The following is a 17863-nucleotide window of genomic DNA, read 5'->3' on the forward strand; positions in this document are numbered from 1 at the left end:
CGTGGAAAGAAAAAAGGAATTAAAACATCAATACCGAGAAATCGAAATTATTGCAGGTGTTTATCAAATAAAAAATAATATTACAGGCAAAGTATTTATTGATAGTACACGGAATTTGAAAACAATCAACGGTGTTAAATTTAGTTTAGAAAATCAAACATTTCATAACAAGGAACTTCAATCAGATTGGTCAAAGTACGGTAAAGATGCTTTTTTGGTTGATATATTAGAGAAGTTGAAGAAGGAGGATAGTCCTTACTTTAATGAAAAAGAAGCATTAAAGGAACTTGAAAATAAATGGCTTGAACAGCTGCAGCCATTTAGGGAGCGCGGCTATCATTAAAAATAAATTAATCATGGAGAACATGAAATGAAAAGCATTTTACAACAGTCAAATCAGACAACTCTACAGAAAACGATGATTCTTTTTCTAATCCCAATCGTTTTCTCAAGTGTCGTCCAGTCTTTAGGGCAAATTATAACCGCCATAGTAGTAGGCCAAACGCTTGGTGAAGAATCACTTGCTGCGATTTCGGCCTTCTTCCCTCTGCTTTTCTTTCTCATTTCTTTTGCAATTGGCATTGGATCAGGGAGTTCGATATTAGTTGGTCAAACCTATGGAGCAGGAAATATTTCAAAAATGAAAGAAGTTGTTGGTGTTACAATTGCAATAACACTGATGCTTTCAATTGTTGTTGCTATCATCGGGGGACTTTTTACAGAAGATATTTTAAGATGGATGGGGACACCAGAAAATATATTAATTGAAAGTGCAAATTATGCAGAAATTATATTTGTCACTCTACCTATTACTTTTTTGTATATGAGTTATACAACTTTTATAAGAGGGGCAGGGGATTCCAAAACACCGTTATTATTTTTAATCATCAGTATCATTATCAATATTCTATTGCTGCCAATTTTAATGTTTGGCTGGTTTGGGCTGCCGGCTATAGCTTTGAATGGAGCAGCTTATGCATCGGTGCTGGCAAATTTATTTACATTTATACTATTACTGATTTATTTGCACAAAAAAGATCATGCAATAAAATTAGACAAAATTATATTAAAAAACATCCACTTTAGGGGAAATATCGTTAAAACTCTTTTAAAGCTCGCTATTCCTTCAAGTATTAGTTTAGTGTCGATTGCGATGGCGGAAATTGCAGTTTTGACATTTGTAAATAGCTATGGTTCTAACGCAACGGCAGCTTATGGCATTGTAAACCAAATCGCAAGCTACATCCAAATTCCAGGTCTTTCTGTGTCTATTGCTATATCTGTATTCGTAGCACAGGCAATTGGTGCAGGAAATCAAGAAAACTTAAAAGAGATTACAAAGTTGGGATTAAAGTTAATTTACTTATTCGGTGGTGCATTAATTATCATCGTTTACTTGTTAGCTGAGCCTATATTGAGAATATTTTTATCCAATCCAGATATAATTGCCATTTCAAAGGGTTTAATAATAATTTCCTTCTGGAGTTATTTACTATTAGGGCATACACAAGCAATTTCAGCAACAATGCGTGCAACAGGCACCGTTTTATGGCCAACGGTATTTCTAATCGGAAGCATTTGGTTTGTAGAAGTACCAGCTGCATATCTATTATCAAATTTCACGAGCCTTGGAATCAATGGCGTATGGTTGGCTTATCCGATTGCATTCATTATAAATTTAACAGCACAATATAGTTATTATCGACTCGTTTGGAAAAAGAAAACGATACAGGCTTTAGTAAATGAATAGTATAAAGAAACGCCGCTTGGACAATTTGCTTATCCAGGCGTTTTCTTTTTTAACTTTAAAGTATTTACAATGATTGATTACATACTTGTTTAATTTATATAGAAATTAAGCATTTCCGGTCCCTCGTATCATAAAAAATGTTGGGTAAATTGTAGTAATTTATTGACAATATATTTTTAATTTCATTCATTTCTTATTTGAATCTCTAGTAAAATATAGAGACATTATATGGAAGGAAGGAGAGTACGGCCTTTGAATTTTCTCCGCTTTCTCTTTTTATCCTTTGTTGTGCTATTAGTTGGTTGCAGGGAGTCTGTAGAAAAGAACATATTAGAAGCGGAAGAAGTTGCGGCAAGTGAGGTAGTAAGTTCTGAGGTTGATGCATTAACGCAAATTGACAATGCTAGCGAGGAAATCGAACTGCTGGATTGGTGTTATGAAAATGAGGTTTATATTGAAGAGGAAGAAATTTGTGCATTAATAATCAACTGTATTGATTATGATTCCTGCGTTGCTTGGGGGAATGCTGTTATAGCTGAGCTTGAAGAGACGTTTGGATCTCTAGTGTTAGAAGAATCCGTCGCAACAGGTGATGAGGGTATAACCGTACTCACTACATATGATGTCGATAACAAAGATGAGGCTATTTATACTAATGCCAACATTTCAAAAGAGGAAATGGATTACCATGCTAACTTATGGTTTAGCTTTAGCTGGCTTATTCCAGAAAAATATAGAGACGATATTAATAGATTCGAAGTATTTGAAAGTGGAGATACCCTTGCATATGTATCTCTTCATGATAAATACGGTAAGTATTGGACTTTAGGTATGAACAATAAAAATATCGAGCTTGCTTCAGAAACTCTCGTCACGTACTTGCATGAATATGCACATTTTTTATCCCTTAATCAAATACAGATTGACTATTGGGAAGATGAAAAAGGGTGCAAATCATTGTACTTGCAAGATTCAGGGTGCTTTTATAAAGATGCTTACTTAAATGATTTTTATAAGAGGTTTTGGGAATCGGGAGGCAATGGAGAGCTTGAGGACTTTTACGTATCAAAATATGCAATGACATCTCCTGAAGAGGATTTTGCCGAGTCATTCGCACACTTTGTTTTAACACAAACTCCAAATGGAGATACAGTGAAGGAACAAAAACTATTATTTTTCTATCAATTTGAAGAACTAGTTAAGCTGCGTACAGAAATATTGTCCCGAGCTTCGACTTGGATCGTGAGAAGTGTGGAAGAAAATAAGAAACAAAAATAAACTTGTGCGAGAGCACAAGTTTATTTTTGTTGTTTCAATACGTCCTCTATCATAAATGCCATATTAAGGTTTGTTCTCGTAAAAGGGTGATTTAAATCTACATCTAATATCCCTTCTATTTTATGAATCTTGTAACTCACTGTATTACGGTGTAAAAATAGCCTTTTACTAATTTTAATAATACTGCCGTTTTCCTCAAGGAATGTTCGCAAAAAGTAAACAAAATCGGTATTGTGCAACTGGTCGTATGAGTATAGGGGGTCCAACATATCATGATGAAATTGCTGAATAATTGATTGGTCTTGTACACCCATAATAATTTTGTAAGCACCTATTTCTTTATACTTATAAATAAAAGGATTTTGATGCTGCTGTACTAAATGAATAACAGTTAATGATTCATTATAGCTTCTTGCAAGATGCTTCAAAGAAGTATAAAAATTTCCCATTCCAATGATTAAATGAACGTCCCCATCTCTTTCTCTAATTTTCTCGTATATTTTTTCTACAGTTTTTGAAAAAGGAATTGAATCCTTCTCTACTTCCGCACGATTAATTAAAAAAAGCAGCTGGTTATGATGCTTTAATGACAAATAATGATTATAACGATGATGAAATTCATAATGAATAATAGAAGAAAATTTAGAAATAGAGTGGTTAGAATTCTTTGTTGTACAAGTAATAATTCCTAATTCTGCACCTTTTGGAAATCCTCTCTGCTGTATTTGTTCCTCGAGGGAAGGGGCGTTTATATTATTGAAATGAAAGAGTAATTGACTAAAAAGTTGTTGATCATTTTGTTGATGGTGCAGAGAATGTTGAGACATTGTAATAAATTCAAAAGTACATTTTAATAAATCGGCAACACGGTATTGCCAATCCATTAATAATAGAGGAAAGCTATTATCATTGGAGAATTGAATGATAGATGCTGGTATTTCGGGTATATATGGGCCGACATTAATAATAAAACCTGCGACTCTTTTTGTATACAAGTGACGGATTAACTCTTCTAGTTGTTTTATATCATTCTTCATTTGAATGCCGGTTGTAACAATTAACTCATTTGGACGGCAAAATGGTATTAAATCGGGACTTTCAATTACATTTATTCCAGATAATTTTCTATTCAATCCATTTTCTCCTGCTACTAACTTTAAAATTTTAAACTCAGGTTCTAAGAGCAATGAATGTATAGTTGTCATTACATAACTCCTTTCGACATTTTTTGGTAAGAAAGTTGACGTTATGACTGTGCAATTGCACAAAAATTTTTAGAATAATAACCATTTGCTGTAAATCCATTTTACATTAAACTAATCCTTATATCCATATGTTAATAATTCTAACATTTTAAATGGAGGGGTGCTTCGTGTACAAATGTAATGAATCTCGATTAAAAGATTCAATTATTATGTTTAGTCGTATTGGTGCAACAGCCAAGGGAGGAGTCACAAGACTTTCTTTATCGCAAGAAGATGTAGAAGCTCGTGATCTCTTTTATGAGTGCTGCAGAGAGTTAGGAATGACTATTCAAGTAGATGATATGGCAAATATGTACGCAACCTTACCTGGCAAAAGCAATCTGCCTCCTATTGTAATGGGGTCGCACTTAGACTCAGTTGTAAAGGGTGGCCGTTTTGATGGAGTTTTAGGAGTATTAACCGCATTAGAAGCAGTAAGAACAATTGTGGACAACAATATTGAACTAGACATCCCATTAACAATTGTAAATTTCACAAATGAAGAAGGTGCCCGATTTGAACCTTCGATGATGAGCTCGGGTGTTTTATCAAATAAATTCGATAAAACAAAAATGCTTCAGTCTACTGATAAGGATGGTATTACATTTGAACATGCATTAAAAGAAAGCGGTTATGAAGGCAGTGAAGAAAACCGTTTAAAAGAAGCATTAGCCTACCTGGAGCTTCATATAGAACAAGGTCCGGTTTTGGAGGCAGAACGACTAGATATTGGTGTAGTTGAGGGTGTTCTTGGAATGGTTTGTTATGAAATTACTGTTACCGGTGAATCGAACCATGCAGGAACAACACCGATGAAAATGAGGAATGATCCTTTATTTCTAGCAACAAAGCTAATAAATAACTTAATAGAGGCACTCGGTAGTGTAGATGAAGAATTGGTTTACACAATTGGCAGAATGAATGTCACTCCAAATATTCATACCGTTATTCCTAATAAAGTTGTGTTTACACTAGAAGCTAGACATAAAGATCCTATCAAGATTAATAGAGTAGAAGAGATACTTCATTCATTGCCACTGCAGCAAGAGGGTTGTCATATCAAGAAAGAAAAGCTTTGGGGTCGTGATACCGTTGTATTTGAGGCATCATTATGCGATCAAATTGAACAAGCCTGTAAGGGATATGGTTATTCATATAAGCGTTTATACAGTGGTGCAGGTCATGATGCACAGTTTATTGCAAGCTACATTCCATCAGCGATGATTTTTGTTCCAAGCATAAATGGAAAAAGCCACTGTGAGGAAGAAGAAACAACTTATGAGGCTTGTGTAAAAGGAGCAGATGTATTGCTTGAAACAGTTTTAAATCTGCAAGCGAAATTTTCCATTCAGGAAGCACTCATTTAATTTTTAATTATGAAATTTGCATGTAGGAAGGAGAATGTAAATGAAAAAGAAGATTATCACTGGAGGAACGATAGCAACTGCAACGGATGTATTTAAAGCGGATATTTTAATCGAAGGTGAAAAAATTGTTCAAATTGGAGTAAATCTTGATGCATTAGAAGCAGAAGTAATCGATGCTACAGGAAAATACGTTTTCCCAGGAGGAATTGATCCACATACCCATTTAGACATGCCATTTAATAATACTGTTACAGACGACGATTGGGAATCTGGCACAGTCGCAGCAGCATTCGGAGGCACAACAACAATTTTAGATTTTTGTTTAACGGCAGGAGAAACAAAATTATCAGATGCTGTTGAGAAGTGGCATAAAAAAGCAGAAGGTAAGGCGGTAATTGATTACGGGTTCCATTTAATGATTAGCGATTTAAATGAAGAAACAGAAAAGGAATTGCCGCTTTTATTAGAACAAGAGGGAATAACATCTGTCAAAGTATTCATGGCATATGCAAAGGAATTCCAAGCAACAGATCGCACATTATTTAAAGCGTTTAAAATCGGTAAAGAAACTGGCGCAATAGTAATGGTGCACTGTGAAAACGGTTCAGTTATCGATGAACTAGTTGAGGAAGCTATTGCTAAAGGAAATACTGCACCAATTTATCATGCATTAACAAGACCGCCAGAAGTAGAAGGCGAAGCAACAAAACGTGCAATAGAACTAGCGCATGTAGCAGGTGCGACATTGTATGTTGTTCATGTTACATGTAAAGAAGCTGTAGATGAAATTATTAAGGCACGTGAAAAAGGCTACAACGTTTACGGCGAAACTTGTCCTCCATATTTAACTTTAGACCAAACGCTACTGGCAAAGCCTGGATTTGAAGGCGCTAAATATGTATGGTCACCACCACTTCGACCAAAATCACATCAAGAACCTCTATGGAATGCATTAAAAGCAAAACAACTACAAACGATTGGCTCAGATCAATGTTCATTTAATTTCAATGGTAAAAAACAATTAGGTTTAAACGATTTCTCGAAAATTCCAAATGGCGGTCCATTTATTGAAGATCGATTTAGTGTCCTATATTCAGAAGGCGTTAGTAAAGGACGTATTTCAATTAATGACTTTGTAGATATGATTTCAACAAGTGCAGCAAAGATTTTTGGCCTATTCCCACAAAAGGGAACAATTGCCGTTGGGTCTGATGCAGACATTGTTATTTTCGATCCGAATATAAAGCGTACAATCTCTGCTGAAACCCACCATATGAATGTCGATTACAATGCGTTTGAAGGGTTGGAGGTTACAGGTGAGCCTGTAAGTGTACTTTTACGCGGAGAATTCATTGTGAAAGATAAACAATTTGTCGGTGCTTTAGGAGGTGGAAAATATATTAAACGTCAACTTGGGAAAGGGGCTTTAAGTACTTTAGAAGCTGTTTCAAATTAAGTTTTTCTAGAGGGGGGAAAACTATGTCTAACATTACTGGAGGCCAAATCTCAGCAAACTTAGCTGAGAACTTTCAAGAGATATTTAAAGGAATGACGAAAACTGAGGCGATAGTAGAAGCGAATCGCTGTTTGTACTGCTATGATGCACCTTGTATAACAGCGTGTCCAACAGGTATACAAATACCGAAGTTTATTAAAAAGATAGCTTCAGGAAACCTAAAAGGCTCAGCTAAAGCAATCTTAGAATCAAATCCAATTGGTGCTAGCTGTGCACGAGTTTGTCCAACAGAGGAATTATGTGAAGGTGCATGTGTATTAAATAATGTCTCAAAACCAATCGCTATCGGAAATTTACAACGTTATGCAACCGATTGGGCTATGAAACAAAAGGAACAATTGTTTGAAGCTGGTACACAAAATGGAAAAAAGGTTGCTATTATTGGAAGCGGTCCAGCAGGATTATCTGCTGCAAGAGAATTGAGCCGTTTAGGCTATAAAGTTACGATTTTTGAAGCAGAGAAAGAAGCTGGAGGCTTAGGACGCTACGGCATCGTCTCATTCAGACTTCCAAAAGAAGTAGTAGAATGGGAAGTTCAACAAATTGAACAAATGGGTGTAGAAATTAAAACAAATACTAGAGTAGGTGTAGATATTTCTGCACAGCAATTAATAGACCAGTATGATCGTGTTGTATTGGCAATTGGCATGGGGAAGGTGCCGAACTTAGGAATAGAGGGCGAACAATTTAATGGTGTATATGATGCTATTGAGTTTATAAAATCTACAAAAACATCCCCATTAACAGAATCGGTAGTAGGGAAAAAAGTAGCTGTTATAGGAGCAGGTAATACAGCGATTGATGCGGCTACAACAGCATTAAGATTAGGTGCATCAAATGTACAAATCTTATATCGCAGAACAAGAAATGAAATGACGGCATACCAATTTGAATATGACTTTGCAAAACAGGATGGCGTTGAATTTAGATGGCTTACAGCACCTACTAGAATTGTAGGTAACGCGAACGGGGAAGTTGTAGGTCTTGAATGCATCAAAATGGAGTTAGGTGAAGCGGGCTTAGATGGAAGACAAAAGCCAGTTCCTGTAGATGGTTCTGAGTTTATCATTGATCTAGATATTGTTATAAAAGCAATTGGTCAGTCTCGCTATACAGAATTAATTGAAGCATTCGAACTGAATCATACAAGAGGTGTCGTCGAAGTTGATAAGGAAACGTTAAAAACATCTCAAGAAAAAGTTTATGCTTGTGGTGATGTCATTTTTGGATATGGTCAAGGAGATGCAATGGTCGTTTCAGCAGCGGAGCAGGGAAAAGAAGTAGCGAAAGCCATTCATCAATCATTTAAACTTATTTCAGCAAGCTGAAATAAGTTTAAACCTCCAATGAAAATTACAATGTTGTTTATATGAGTGAAGCGTCACATTTCAAAAAATCAGTCTTTGTTATCGCGATAAGGACATATTTGAAATTCCATATAAAAGGAGGAACAGATGATGGCGGATTTAAGTATAAATTTAGCAGGTATTAAATCACCAAATCCATTTTGGTTGGCTTCTGCACCACCAACAAACTCTGGATATCAAGTACAAAGAGCATTTGAAGCTGGATGGGGTGGTGCAGTTTGGAAAACACTTGGTGATCCTATATTAAATGTTTCATCTCGCTTTGCAGCGGTCAATTTTAACGGTCAGAGAGTTGCTGGATTTAATAATATTGAACTAATTACAGATCGCCCTTTGGAAATTAATTTAAAGGAAATCTATGAAACGAAAAAGAGATTTCCAAACCATGCAATTATAGCATCACTAATGGTAGAACCTAAACAGGAAAAATGGCATGAAATTGTTAAACGTGTAGAAGATATTGGCGTAGATGGCCTTGAATTGAACTTTGGATGTCCACATGGCATGGCTGAACGTGGAATGGGATCTGCTTCAGGGCAAGTACCAGAACTTGTAGAAAAACAAACTTATTGGGTAAAGGAAGCAGCAAAAACACCAGTTATTGTAAAGCTGACGCCAAACATTACAGACATCACCGCTACAGCAGAAGCAGCCGTTCGAGGAGGCGCTGATGCTATTAGTATGATTAATACAATTAATAGTTTAGCAGGTGTAGATTTAGATACTTGGAATACAATCCCGCATGTTGCAGGCAAAGGTGCACATGGAGGCTATTGCGGTCCTGCTGTTAAGCCAATCGCACTTAATATGGTTGGAGAATGCGCTAGAAATCCACATATTAATGTGCCAATTTCAGGAATTGGCGGCATTTCTAACTGGAAGGATGCGGCTGAATTTTTATTAATGGGTGCAACAGGAGTACAAATTTGTACTGCGGCAATGCACCACGGCTTTAGTATAGTTGAGGATATGATTGATGGTTTATCCAACTATTTAGATGAAAAAGGAATTGCATCGGTAATGGATCTTGTTGGCAAATCAGTGCCAAAATATTCAGATTGGGGAGATTTAGATTTAAATTACAAAATCGTTGCACGAATTAATAATGATGTGTGCATTAATTGCAATAAATGCCATATTTCTTGTGAAGATACTTCCCATCAATGTATTGATATGTTGGTAGATGACAATGGAAAACCATTTCTTAAAGTACGTGAAGAAGATTGCGTAGGCTGTAATTTATGCTCAATCGTTTGTCCTGTTGATGGTGCCATCGATATGGTGGAAGTCAAACAGCCTTTGCCAAGTATGACATGGAATCAGCGTCAAGCAACTATTCAAAAGTTTCTAGTAGATCGAGTAGCTAAATAAAAAACTGAATATTTAAAGGGAGGAAATTTTATGTCAAAGAAAAGTGATTACCTAAAATCTCCTGACTTACTTCCTATTTCACATAGTAAGCGGTCAATTGGTCAATTTGGATTTGCTGTTATTTGGGTTGGAATGGCAATAGTATTAGCTGCATTCTCTATTGGAGGTTCAGGGATTATAAGTTTGCCTCTGCCGCTGGTGATTTTGGCAACATTAATTGGGTCTGTAGCTATTGGTGTTTTAATGACCATCATTGGGGATATAGGTGTTGAACATGGTCTTTCCTTCCCTGTTTATATGCGTGCACCATTTGGTACAATCGGAACTCACATACCATCAATTGTTCGTGGTATAACAGCATCATGTTGGTTCGGAATTAATACGTATTTTGGATCTACAGCGATTAATGGTATTTTAAATTTATTGTTCGGGTTTGATAATTGGTTTGTATGTTTTATGTTTTTTGCAGTTGTTCAATTATTTAATGTTTCATTAGGTATTAAATCAATCGAACGCTTTGCGGATTTAGCAGCACCAATAATAATTCTTATTTCAGTTTGGATGTTTATCACTTTAGAGGATAAAGCCGCATTACAAGGAAACGATATTTGGAGTTGGGTAGAGTCACCGGCTACTGGGGCAGCTGCATTCACAGCATTCATGGTAGTTATCATGGCAAATATGGGATTCTGGGCAACATTAGCGGCTGATATGCCTTCGTTATCAAGATTCTTTAAAGCACCAAAGCATGAGAAGAATTGGTTTAAACGAAATAAAACACAATTTATTGGTTCAATTATTGTCATGCCAATTGTAAATACATTTATGATTATTATTGGTGCAGTTTGCTATATTGCAGTTTCTACCGCAGATCCTGTTATGGCTTTGCAAGAAGCAGCAAATGGTTTAATTTTAGGCGTTTTATTACTTATGATTGTATTAGCTCAATGGTCTACAAATACTTCCGCAAACGTTATTCCTGCTGCAACGATCTTTTCTAATGTTGGTGGACCAAAAGTGCCGTTTTGGGTCGGGGTTGTTATAGCTGGGATAATTGGTATTTTAGCGCAGCCTTGGAGCTTATTTGATATTTTAAATTTAGCTTTGCTTGTTATTGGTGGAATTTTAACTTCTATTGTAGGGGTATTATTTGCAGACTACTATTTGTTGCGTAAACGTCGTGTAAATGTAAAAGACTTATATGAAATGGATGGCCAATACCGTTATGCAAAAGGCATCAACTGGGCTGGGATGATTGCATGGATTGTTGGAGGAATAGCTGCAAATCTTCTGCAATCTTACTCATCAGTTGTAGGTTTTGTAGTTGGAACAATTTTATACTACGTTTTAGCAAAGTATTGGTGGTTTGTTAAATACCCTCAAGCAGAAATTTTAGATCCGGACGACTCAAAATATTTAGGAATTACAGTTGGACGTGACTGGGACATTGATGTAGAGGAAGAAGCACTTCCAGATACTACGGAAGCAACCCAACCAGTAGGAGAAGAACTCCTAACAACAAAAACGACAGAGTGAGGGGTGTCACATGTCTGAATATGCTATGTTTTTAGAAGAGAAAAACAAAATTGATTATTTTTTTGATCATGGCTATCAAATACAAAGCCTATTTGAAAATTTAAGTGGTACATTTGTTGAGTTTTCATTAAATGAAGAAAACGTTCAATTACAATTAGTTACACCAGAAGGTCGAAAATATATTGGTACAAAATTGATGACTTTTATATAAAAGAAAGTGGTCTGACTGAAAAGGTTTATTTTGAACCTTTAAGTCAGACTTATTTTTTATGAGGATAACATCCTCAGCTTCTAGAAAGGTTATCCACACCGCTATTGGAAGGGGTGTTTTTTTAATGCTCCGTTTAACTAATACTTGTGCTTTTCTTCTTATTTTAAACCATCAATAAATGACTCAATTTCGGCTTGTGTTTTACGATCCTTGCTGACAAAACGACCAACTTCTTCACCATTTTTATAAGCGATGAAACTCGGAATGCCAAATACATCTAGTTGAATGCATAAATCAATAAATTCATCTCGATCCACTTTAATAAAGCTATAATTTGAATATTTTTCTTCGATTGCTGGCATAAAAGGATCAATAAAACGGCAATCTCCACACCAATTTGCTGAGAACATAAAGATTGTTTGACCCTGTGATTTTAGTTGTTCAAATTGTTCTACCGATTGTAAATTCTCCATAATAATCCTCCTATAATTTACTTCTTATTCTTATCATAACACATTTATCTATTATTTTCCTATAAGAAAACTAAGGAATCGATTTTTAAAGAAAAATCTTCTATAAATAATATCTCGCTAAAAGTGCAAATTATTTATCATAGCAATGCTTTTGAGTCAACTCATGGAATAAAAATTTTCGGATATTCTAAAAGGGTAGGAAAGGAGGTTTCTTTTTGGTTCGATATCTTATTTCTATATTTGTACTGACAATGTTGTGGAACGTATTTTTATCTCATTCTGCATCTGCAAATGAAACGCCTTCTCGAAAAGAGATATTGGATGAACGTATGTCAATGTATTTACAATTTCAAAATGAAATTATTCCTTGGTACTACTTAGGTGCAGTCGACCAATATGAACGTAATATACAGGCTGTTCGATCAGATATACCGAAACGGGATAGTATAATTGCGATTCAGTTCTCTAAAGAATATTGGGCTGGAGCATTTAACCCATTAAAGGATGATACGTCTCCATTTACAATAAAATATTTTGGCGGATTAGGACAAGATGGAAATGGGGATGGTAAAGCAAATCGGGATAACGATGAGGATATTATGCTGACAATGGCAAATTACCTAAGTCAATACGGGCCAAATGAGGAAGATTTTAAAATTGCTTTATGGGAATATTACCAAAGTGAAAAAGTTGTTAATCAAATAATTACAATCGCAAAGATATTTAAACATTACAACACAATTAATTTGGATACACATGTTTTCCCAGTCCCTGTGCGCGGCTACAACTATAGTTACCGTGGAACATGGGGGGCCAATAGAGGTTGGGGAGGAAGACGAATCCATGAAGGAACTGATATCTTTACTGGCTATAGCACCCCTGTTTTATCTACTTCTTATGGCGTAATCGAAGTAATGGGCTGGAACGAATTTGGCGGCTGGCGAGTTGGTATTCGGGACAACCATAATACTTATCATTATTATGCTCATTTATCATACTTTAATAAAAAATTAAAAGTAGGCGATATTATTAAACCAGGTACACTCCTTGGTGGTGTCGGAAGTTCGGGGTATGGCAAGGAAGGGACATCGGGTAAGTTCCCGCCCCATTTGCACTATGGAATGTATAAATTTAATGGTCGTACTGAGTGGGCATTTGACCCATATCCATCGCTTGTTCAATGGGAAAAATATTCGAAAAGACTAAGTAAAAATAAATAATAAATAAAGTCTCCCCTTATGCAGAAAGCAAAAGGGGATTTTTTTCGGCAAATGTACATAAGCCTTGAGTAAGAAGGGATTTACATAGATGATAAATAATTAAAAAATAAATTATTTTAAAAAGCATTGACAATGATTAATGGTATATGATAAATTTATCTCGAATTAAAGATAATTAAGTTCGAACTAATTGTGAGAACCTTATTATCAAATTTTTTTAAAATAATACCTCGATTTCGAGACAAATTAAAAACATTGGAGGAATATTAAAATGGCAAAATGGACAGTCGATCAATCACACTCTTCAGTAGGCTTTGAAGTAAAACACATGATGGTATCAAAAGTGAAAGGTCAATTTGATTCTTATACAGCAGATATTGAAGCTGCTGATTTAACAGACCTAACAACTGCACAAGTGGCATTCAAATTTGATGTAGCAAGCATCAATACTAATAGTGCAGACCGTGATAACCATTTAAAATCAGCTGACTTCTTTGAAACAGATAAATACCCAACGATCGATTTTAAATCTACAAACATTACTAAAGATGGCGATGACTATAAAGTAACTGGTGACTTAACTATTAAAGGTGTAACAAAACCAGTAACATTTGAAGTGGAATACGGTGGTAAAGGTACAAATCCATGGGGCGTAGAAGTTTATGGTTTTGAAGCTGAAGCAAAAATTAACCGTGAAGATTTCGGTTTAACTTGGAACGCAGCACTTGAAACAGGCGGTGTACTTGTTGGTAAAGATATCAAAATTAAAGTTGAGTTAGAAATCAACCCAGCCTAATTATATAAGATAAAAAAGAGTGTCCGATTTGGGCGCTCTTTTCCTTTTTTAAACTTAGTATCAATTACTCCTTTTACATAGGTACTAATTTTGGGAATATATATTGACATAGGAAACTACCCATGATATTATTGTCTCGAATTAGAGATATTTTAATTCGAATTAAAGTCTGATGAATAAAAACAATAAGTATTGTTAAAATAAAGATAGTTATAACTAGCTATCTAATTTTTTTGAAAATATATCTCGAAATCGAGATAATTGGAGGAATAAAAATGAACGAGTTAAAAGGGATACACCATGTAACTGCAATTACTAGTAGTGCGGAAAAAATTTATGAATTTTTCACTTATACATTAGGGTTGCGTTTAGTTAAAAAAACAGTAAATCAAGATGATATTCAAACATATCACTTGTATTTCACGGATGATGTAGGTAGTCCAGGCACAGATATGACATTTTTTGATTTTCCAGGCATTCCAAAAGGAGTTCACGGTACAAATGAAATTTCAAAAACATCCTTCCGTGTACCGAATAATGAGGCTCTAGAATATTGGGTTAAACGTTTTAACCGTCTAGAAGTAAAACATACAGGAATTAAGGAGCAATTTGGTAAAAAGACTTTATCTTTCGTAGATTTTGACGATCAACAATATCAATTAATTTCAGATGAATTCAATGAAGGTGTTGCAGCTGGAACGCCGTGGCAAAAAGGGCCAATTCCTTTAGAATATGCGATAACAGGTTTAGGACCTATTTTTGTACGTACTTCATACTATGACTATTTTAAAGAGGTATTAGAGAAAGTCTTTTTCATGAGAGAGGTAGCACAAGAGGAGGCTTTCCATCTATTTGAAATGGGAGATGGCGGTAATGGAGCACAGGTAGTAATTGAATACAATACAGTTCTACCACAAGCGCGACAAGGGTATGGTACAGTTCACCATACTGCGTTCCGTGTAGATGAACGAGCTGATTTAGATGCTTGGCAGCAACGTTTAACGGGATTTAAATTACCAAACTCGGGTTTCGTAGAGCGTTACTATTTTGGCTCATTATATACAAATGTAGCTCCTTCAATCTTATTTGAATTGGCTACTGATGGACCAGGGTTTATGGGAGATGAACCGTATGAGACATTAGGCGAAAAACTATCTTTACCACCTTTCTTTGAGTCCAAAAGAGAACAAATCGAAAAATTAGTAAGACCAATTGATACAGTTCGCAGCACAAAAAACTTTGAAAAAGAGTATGAATAATCATTAAGTTATTAGAAGGAATCGTAATTGAATTGCTAGTAAGTTTCTAAAGTAAAATAGGGGGAGTATATAAATGGAGAAAAAAACAGCAGGTATTCACCATATCACTGCGATTGTTGGACACCCACAAGAAAATATTGATTTTTATGCAGGTATTCTAGGTTTACGTTTAGTAAAACAAACGATTAATTTCGATGACCCAGGTACGTATCATTTATATTTTGGAAATGAAGGTGGGAAACCAGGTTCAATTATTACATTCTTCCCTTGGGCAGATGCTTATAAAGGAAGAATTGGCGACGGTCAAGTTGGTGTGACAACATATGTTGTACCGGTTGGTGCATTAAATTTCTGGGAAAAGCGATTAACTAAATTTGATGTAGAATATACAATTTCGGAGCGATTTGGTGAAAAGTATTTGCAATTTGACGACCCACACGGTTTACACCTTGAAATAGTAGAACGTGAATCAGGAGAATTAAATCCTTGGACTTTTGGTGAAGTTACAAAAGAAGTTGCGATTAAAGGATTTGGCGGGGCGATTCTATTTTCTACACGTCCTCAAGAAACGGCAGCTACATTAGTTGATGTAATGGGGCTTGAAGTTATAGGAAGTGAAGGGGACTATACTAGATTTAAAGCATCTGGTGATATCGGCAATACTATTGACTTAAAAATGATAACAGGTTTACGCGGTACAATGGGAGTTGGTACAGTTCACCATATTGCATGGCGCGCAAAAGATGATGCAGATCACCGTCAATGGCAAGAGCATGCGATGAATCATGGCCAACATGTCACTGAAATTAAAGATCGTAATTACTTCAATGCGGTTTATTTCCGTGAATCAGGGGAGATTTTATTTGAAATTGCGACAGATCCCCCTGGTTTTGCACATGATGAATCATATGAAACAATGGGTAGTCAGTTAATGCTGCCATCACAATATGAGCGTTTACGTGATAGTTTAGAAAAGTCACTAATTCCAATTGAAGTACGCAAGCTTGATTAAAAGTTCATTTTTAGAAACAGGGGAAATTCAATTATAATAAGGAGAGAAACCATGCAACATATATTTAAAAAGGGAACAAATCCAGATAGACCTTTGCTGCTTTTATTACATGGAACTGGGGGAGATGAAAATGATTTACTGCCTTTAACAGAAATCATTGATTCTCAAAGTTCGGTGCTTGGGGTAAGGGGAAATATTTTAGAAAATGGAATGCCTCGATTCTTTAGACGTTTAGCAGAAGGAATATTTGATGAGGAAGATTTAATTTTCCGTACAAATGAGTTAAATCAATTTTTAGATTATGCTGCTAAGGAATACGACTTTGATCGGGATAATATCGTTGCTATCGGTTATTCAAATGGAGCGAATATTGCAGCCAGCTTGCTATTCCATCATAAAGATGCATTAAAGGGTGCGATTTTACATCATCCAATGGTTCCAAGACGCGGTATTGAATTACCAAATTTAAAAGATATAAACGTATTTATTGCAGCGGGAACGAATGACCCTATTTGTCCTCAGCAGGAGTCCATAGAGCTGCAGGAATTATTGCGGGGTGCGGGCAGCTCGGTTACTATCCATTGGGAAAATCGTGGACATCAATTAACAATGGGAGAAGTCCAAGCTGCAAAGAAATGGTATGACAGTACCTTTTAAGTCTTGTAGTAATTAAAGGACAGTTTAATATGCAATAATAATGGTCCACATATAAATTTGCAGCACTGCAATAAATAAGTAGTAGTGAGAAAGACTATTTAAATAAGAAATAGAATTACTTTCATCAAGGGTGAAGGTAATTCTATTTTTTAGTTTATGTTGTGATAATTATAGTTATTAGATGAGGATAGATATATATAGAAGGTGTTGATAATTTGAGAAAAACTACAGAAAAAGTATTGACTTATATTTTGTAAAAGGTTATTATAATAAACGTCGCTTAGCTGATATCGAAAACATTAATAAATTCAAAAATAATTGTTGACGAATGTTCGCTGAAGTGATAAAATGTAAATCTGTCGGCAAAACAAACAACATAAAAGTTTGAAAAAGTTGTTGACAAGAAAATGATAGTTTGATATAATGAAAAAGTTGTCGCAGGGATAAGGCGGCGAATATGAACCTTGAAAACTGAACAACAAAACGTTAATGAAATAAAGTTTTTAGTAGCTGACCCTCGTCAGTGAACGAAACAAAATTTTGGACATCAAATATGATGCCAGTGTAATTTAGAGCTTTTATCAAATTTTCTTTTATGGAGAGTTTGATCCTGGCTCAGGACGAACGCTGGCGGCGTGCCTAATACATGCAAGTCGAGCGAACTGATGAGAAGCTTGCTTCTTAAGATGTTAGCGGCGGACGGGTGAGTAACACGTGGGCAACCTGCCCTATAGTTGGGGATAACTCCGGGAAACCGGGGCTAATACCGAATGATTCATTTCATCTCCTGATGAAATGCTGAAAGA

General features: G+C 35.6%; 16 protein-coding genes and 1 rRNA gene. 15 read left to right on the forward strand and 2 right to left on the reverse strand.

All coding sequences use genetic code 11. The features are described from left to right. Position 1 precedes the first annotated feature (1 nt). From EKG35_RS01175 to EKG35_RS01185, 3 genes are all read left to right on the forward strand, one after another. Positions 2–343 carry a GIY-YIG nuclease family protein gene (locus EKG35_RS01175; RefSeq protein ID WP_126292476.1) on the forward strand — a complete coding sequence of 114 codons (342 nt, stop codon included), beginning with the start codon at positions 2–4 and terminating at the stop codon, positions 341–343. Between the two features lie 27 nt (positions 344–370). Continuing rightward, positions 371–1750 (forward strand): MATE family efflux transporter, encoded by a 1380-nt coding sequence (locus EKG35_RS01180; RefSeq protein ID WP_126292477.1) that lies wholly within the window; start codon positions 371–373, stop codon positions 1748–1750. 252 nt (positions 1751–2002) lie between these two features. Next, positions 2003–3028 carry a putative zinc-binding metallopeptidase gene (locus EKG35_RS01185; protein WP_185807602.1) on the forward strand — a complete coding sequence of 342 codons (1026 nt, stop codon included), beginning with the start codon at positions 2003–2005 and terminating at the stop codon, positions 3026–3028. Positions 3029–3048: 20 nt separating this feature from the next. On the opposite strand, the gene EKG35_RS01190 is transcribed toward EKG35_RS01185, so the two are convergent. Then, positions 3049–4233 (reverse strand): PucR family transcriptional regulator, encoded by a 1185-nt coding sequence (locus tag EKG35_RS01190; RefSeq protein WP_126292479.1) that lies wholly within the window; start codon positions 4231–4233, stop codon positions 3049–3051. Between the two features lie 167 nt (positions 4234–4400). On the opposite strand from EKG35_RS01190, the gene EKG35_RS01195 reads away from it, so the two are divergent. The 6 genes from EKG35_RS01195 (at position 4401) to EKG35_RS01220 (ending at position 11640) form a co-directional block, all read left to right on the forward strand. Next, complete coding sequence (locus EKG35_RS01195) at positions 4401–5639, forward strand: Zn-dependent hydrolase (protein ID WP_126292480.1); 1239 nt, start codon at positions 4401–4403, stop codon at positions 5637–5639. Positions 5640–5679: 40 nt separating this feature from the next. Next, positions 5680–7095 carry a dihydropyrimidinase gene (hydA, locus tag EKG35_RS01200; protein ID WP_126292481.1) on the forward strand — a complete coding sequence of 472 codons (1416 nt, stop codon included), beginning with the start codon at positions 5680–5682 and terminating at the stop codon, positions 7093–7095. Between the two features lie 23 nt (positions 7096–7118). Beyond that, positions 7119–8483: an NAD(P)-dependent oxidoreductase gene (locus tag EKG35_RS01205; RefSeq protein ID WP_126292482.1), complete on the forward strand. Its 1365-nt coding sequence runs from the start codon at positions 7119–7121 to the stop codon at positions 8481–8483. Between the two features lie 129 nt (positions 8484–8612). Then, on the forward strand, positions 8613–9893 hold the full coding sequence (preA, locus tag EKG35_RS01210) for an NAD-dependent dihydropyrimidine dehydrogenase subunit PreA (RefSeq protein WP_126292483.1): 1281 nt from the start codon (positions 8613–8615) through the stop codon (positions 9891–9893). 30 nt (positions 9894–9923) lie between these two features. Further along, on the forward strand, positions 9924–11429 hold the full coding sequence (locus tag EKG35_RS01215) for an NCS1 family transporter (protein ID WP_126292484.1): 1506 nt from the start codon (positions 9924–9926) through the stop codon (positions 11427–11429). A 10-nt stretch (positions 11430–11439) separates the two neighbouring features. Further along, the gene (locus EKG35_RS01220; RefSeq protein WP_126292485.1) at positions 11440–11640 is read left to right on the forward strand and encodes a hypothetical protein; all 201 of its coding nucleotides are present in this window, start codon (positions 11440–11442) and stop codon (positions 11638–11640) included. A 158-nt stretch (positions 11641–11798) separates the two neighbouring features. Here the strand turns inward: EKG35_RS01220 and EKG35_RS01225 are convergent, their stop codons facing one another. Further along, positions 11799–12113: a thioredoxin family protein gene (locus EKG35_RS01225; RefSeq protein WP_126292486.1), complete on the reverse strand. Its 315-nt coding sequence runs from the start codon at positions 12111–12113 to the stop codon at positions 11799–11801. Positions 12114–12328: 215 nt separating this feature from the next. On the opposite strand from EKG35_RS01225, the gene EKG35_RS01230 reads away from it, so the two are divergent. The 6 genes from EKG35_RS01230 to EKG35_RS01255 form a co-directional block, all read left to right on the forward strand. Further along, positions 12329–13333, forward strand: a complete 1005-nt coding sequence (locus tag EKG35_RS01230; RefSeq protein WP_410798677.1) for a M23 family metallopeptidase — start codon at positions 12329–12331, stop codon at positions 13331–13333. A gap of 271 nt (positions 13334–13604) precedes the next feature. Further along, entirely contained in the window at positions 13605–14129 is a 525-nt protein-coding gene (locus EKG35_RS01235) for a YceI family protein (RefSeq protein WP_126292487.1), read from the forward strand. A 275-nt stretch (positions 14130–14404) separates the two neighbouring features. Further along, the gene (locus EKG35_RS01240; RefSeq protein WP_126292488.1) at positions 14405–15388 is read left to right on the forward strand and encodes a ring-cleaving dioxygenase; all 984 of its coding nucleotides are present in this window, start codon (positions 14405–14407) and stop codon (positions 15386–15388) included. A 73-nt stretch (positions 15389–15461) separates the two neighbouring features. Continuing rightward, the gene (locus EKG35_RS01245; protein ID WP_126292489.1) at positions 15462–16400 is read left to right on the forward strand and encodes a ring-cleaving dioxygenase; all 939 of its coding nucleotides are present in this window, start codon (positions 15462–15464) and stop codon (positions 16398–16400) included. A 51-nt stretch (positions 16401–16451) separates the two neighbouring features. After that, positions 16452–17057 (forward strand): alpha/beta hydrolase, encoded by a 606-nt coding sequence (locus EKG35_RS01250; RefSeq protein WP_126292490.1) that lies wholly within the window; start codon positions 16452–16454, stop codon positions 17055–17057. Positions 17058–17649: 592 nt separating this feature from the next. Continuing rightward, positions 17650–17863 (forward strand): 16S ribosomal RNA (locus tag EKG35_RS01255); the annotation flags it as partial.

It is taken from the genome of Lysinibacillus telephonicus (assembly GCF_003966145.1).
Lineage (GTDB): Bacteria > Bacillota > Bacilli > Bacillales_A > Planococcaceae > Ureibacillus > Ureibacillus telephonicus.

Coding starts and splice junctions, on each gene's coding strand:
- EKG35_RS01180 (WP_126292477.1), top strand. CDS start 371: ATGAAAAGCATTTTACAACAGTCAAATCAGACAACTCTACAGAAAACG.
- EKG35_RS01225 (WP_126292486.1), bottom strand. CDS start 12,113: ATGGAGAATTTACAATCGGTAGAACAATTTGAACAACTAAAATCACAG.
- EKG35_RS01245 (WP_126292489.1), top strand. CDS start 15,462: ATGGAGAAAAAAACAGCAGGTATTCACCATATCACTGCGATTGTTGGA.
- EKG35_RS01190 (WP_126292479.1), bottom strand. CDS start 4,233: ATGACAACTATACATTCATTGCTCTTAGAACCTGAGTTTAAAATTTTA.
- hydA (WP_126292481.1), top strand. CDS start 5,680: ATGAAAAAGAAGATTATCACTGGAGGAACGATAGCAACTGCAACGGAT.
- EKG35_RS01250 (WP_126292490.1), top strand. CDS start 16,452: ATGCAACATATATTTAAAAAGGGAACAAATCCAGATAGACCTTTGCTG.
- preA (WP_126292483.1), top strand. CDS start 8,613: ATGGCGGATTTAAGTATAAATTTAGCAGGTATTAAATCACCAAATCCA.
- EKG35_RS01240 (WP_126292488.1), top strand. CDS start 14,405: ATGAACGAGTTAAAAGGGATACACCATGTAACTGCAATTACTAGTAGT.
- EKG35_RS01205 (WP_126292482.1), top strand. CDS start 7,119: ATGTCTAACATTACTGGAGGCCAAATCTCAGCAAACTTAGCTGAGAAC.
- EKG35_RS01235 (WP_126292487.1), top strand. CDS start 13,605: ATGGCAAAATGGACAGTCGATCAATCACACTCTTCAGTAGGCTTTGAA.
- EKG35_RS01220 (WP_126292485.1), top strand. CDS start 11,440: ATGTCTGAATATGCTATGTTTTTAGAAGAGAAAAACAAAATTGATTAT.
- EKG35_RS01215 (WP_126292484.1), top strand. CDS start 9,924: ATGTCAAAGAAAAGTGATTACCTAAAATCTCCTGACTTACTTCCTATT.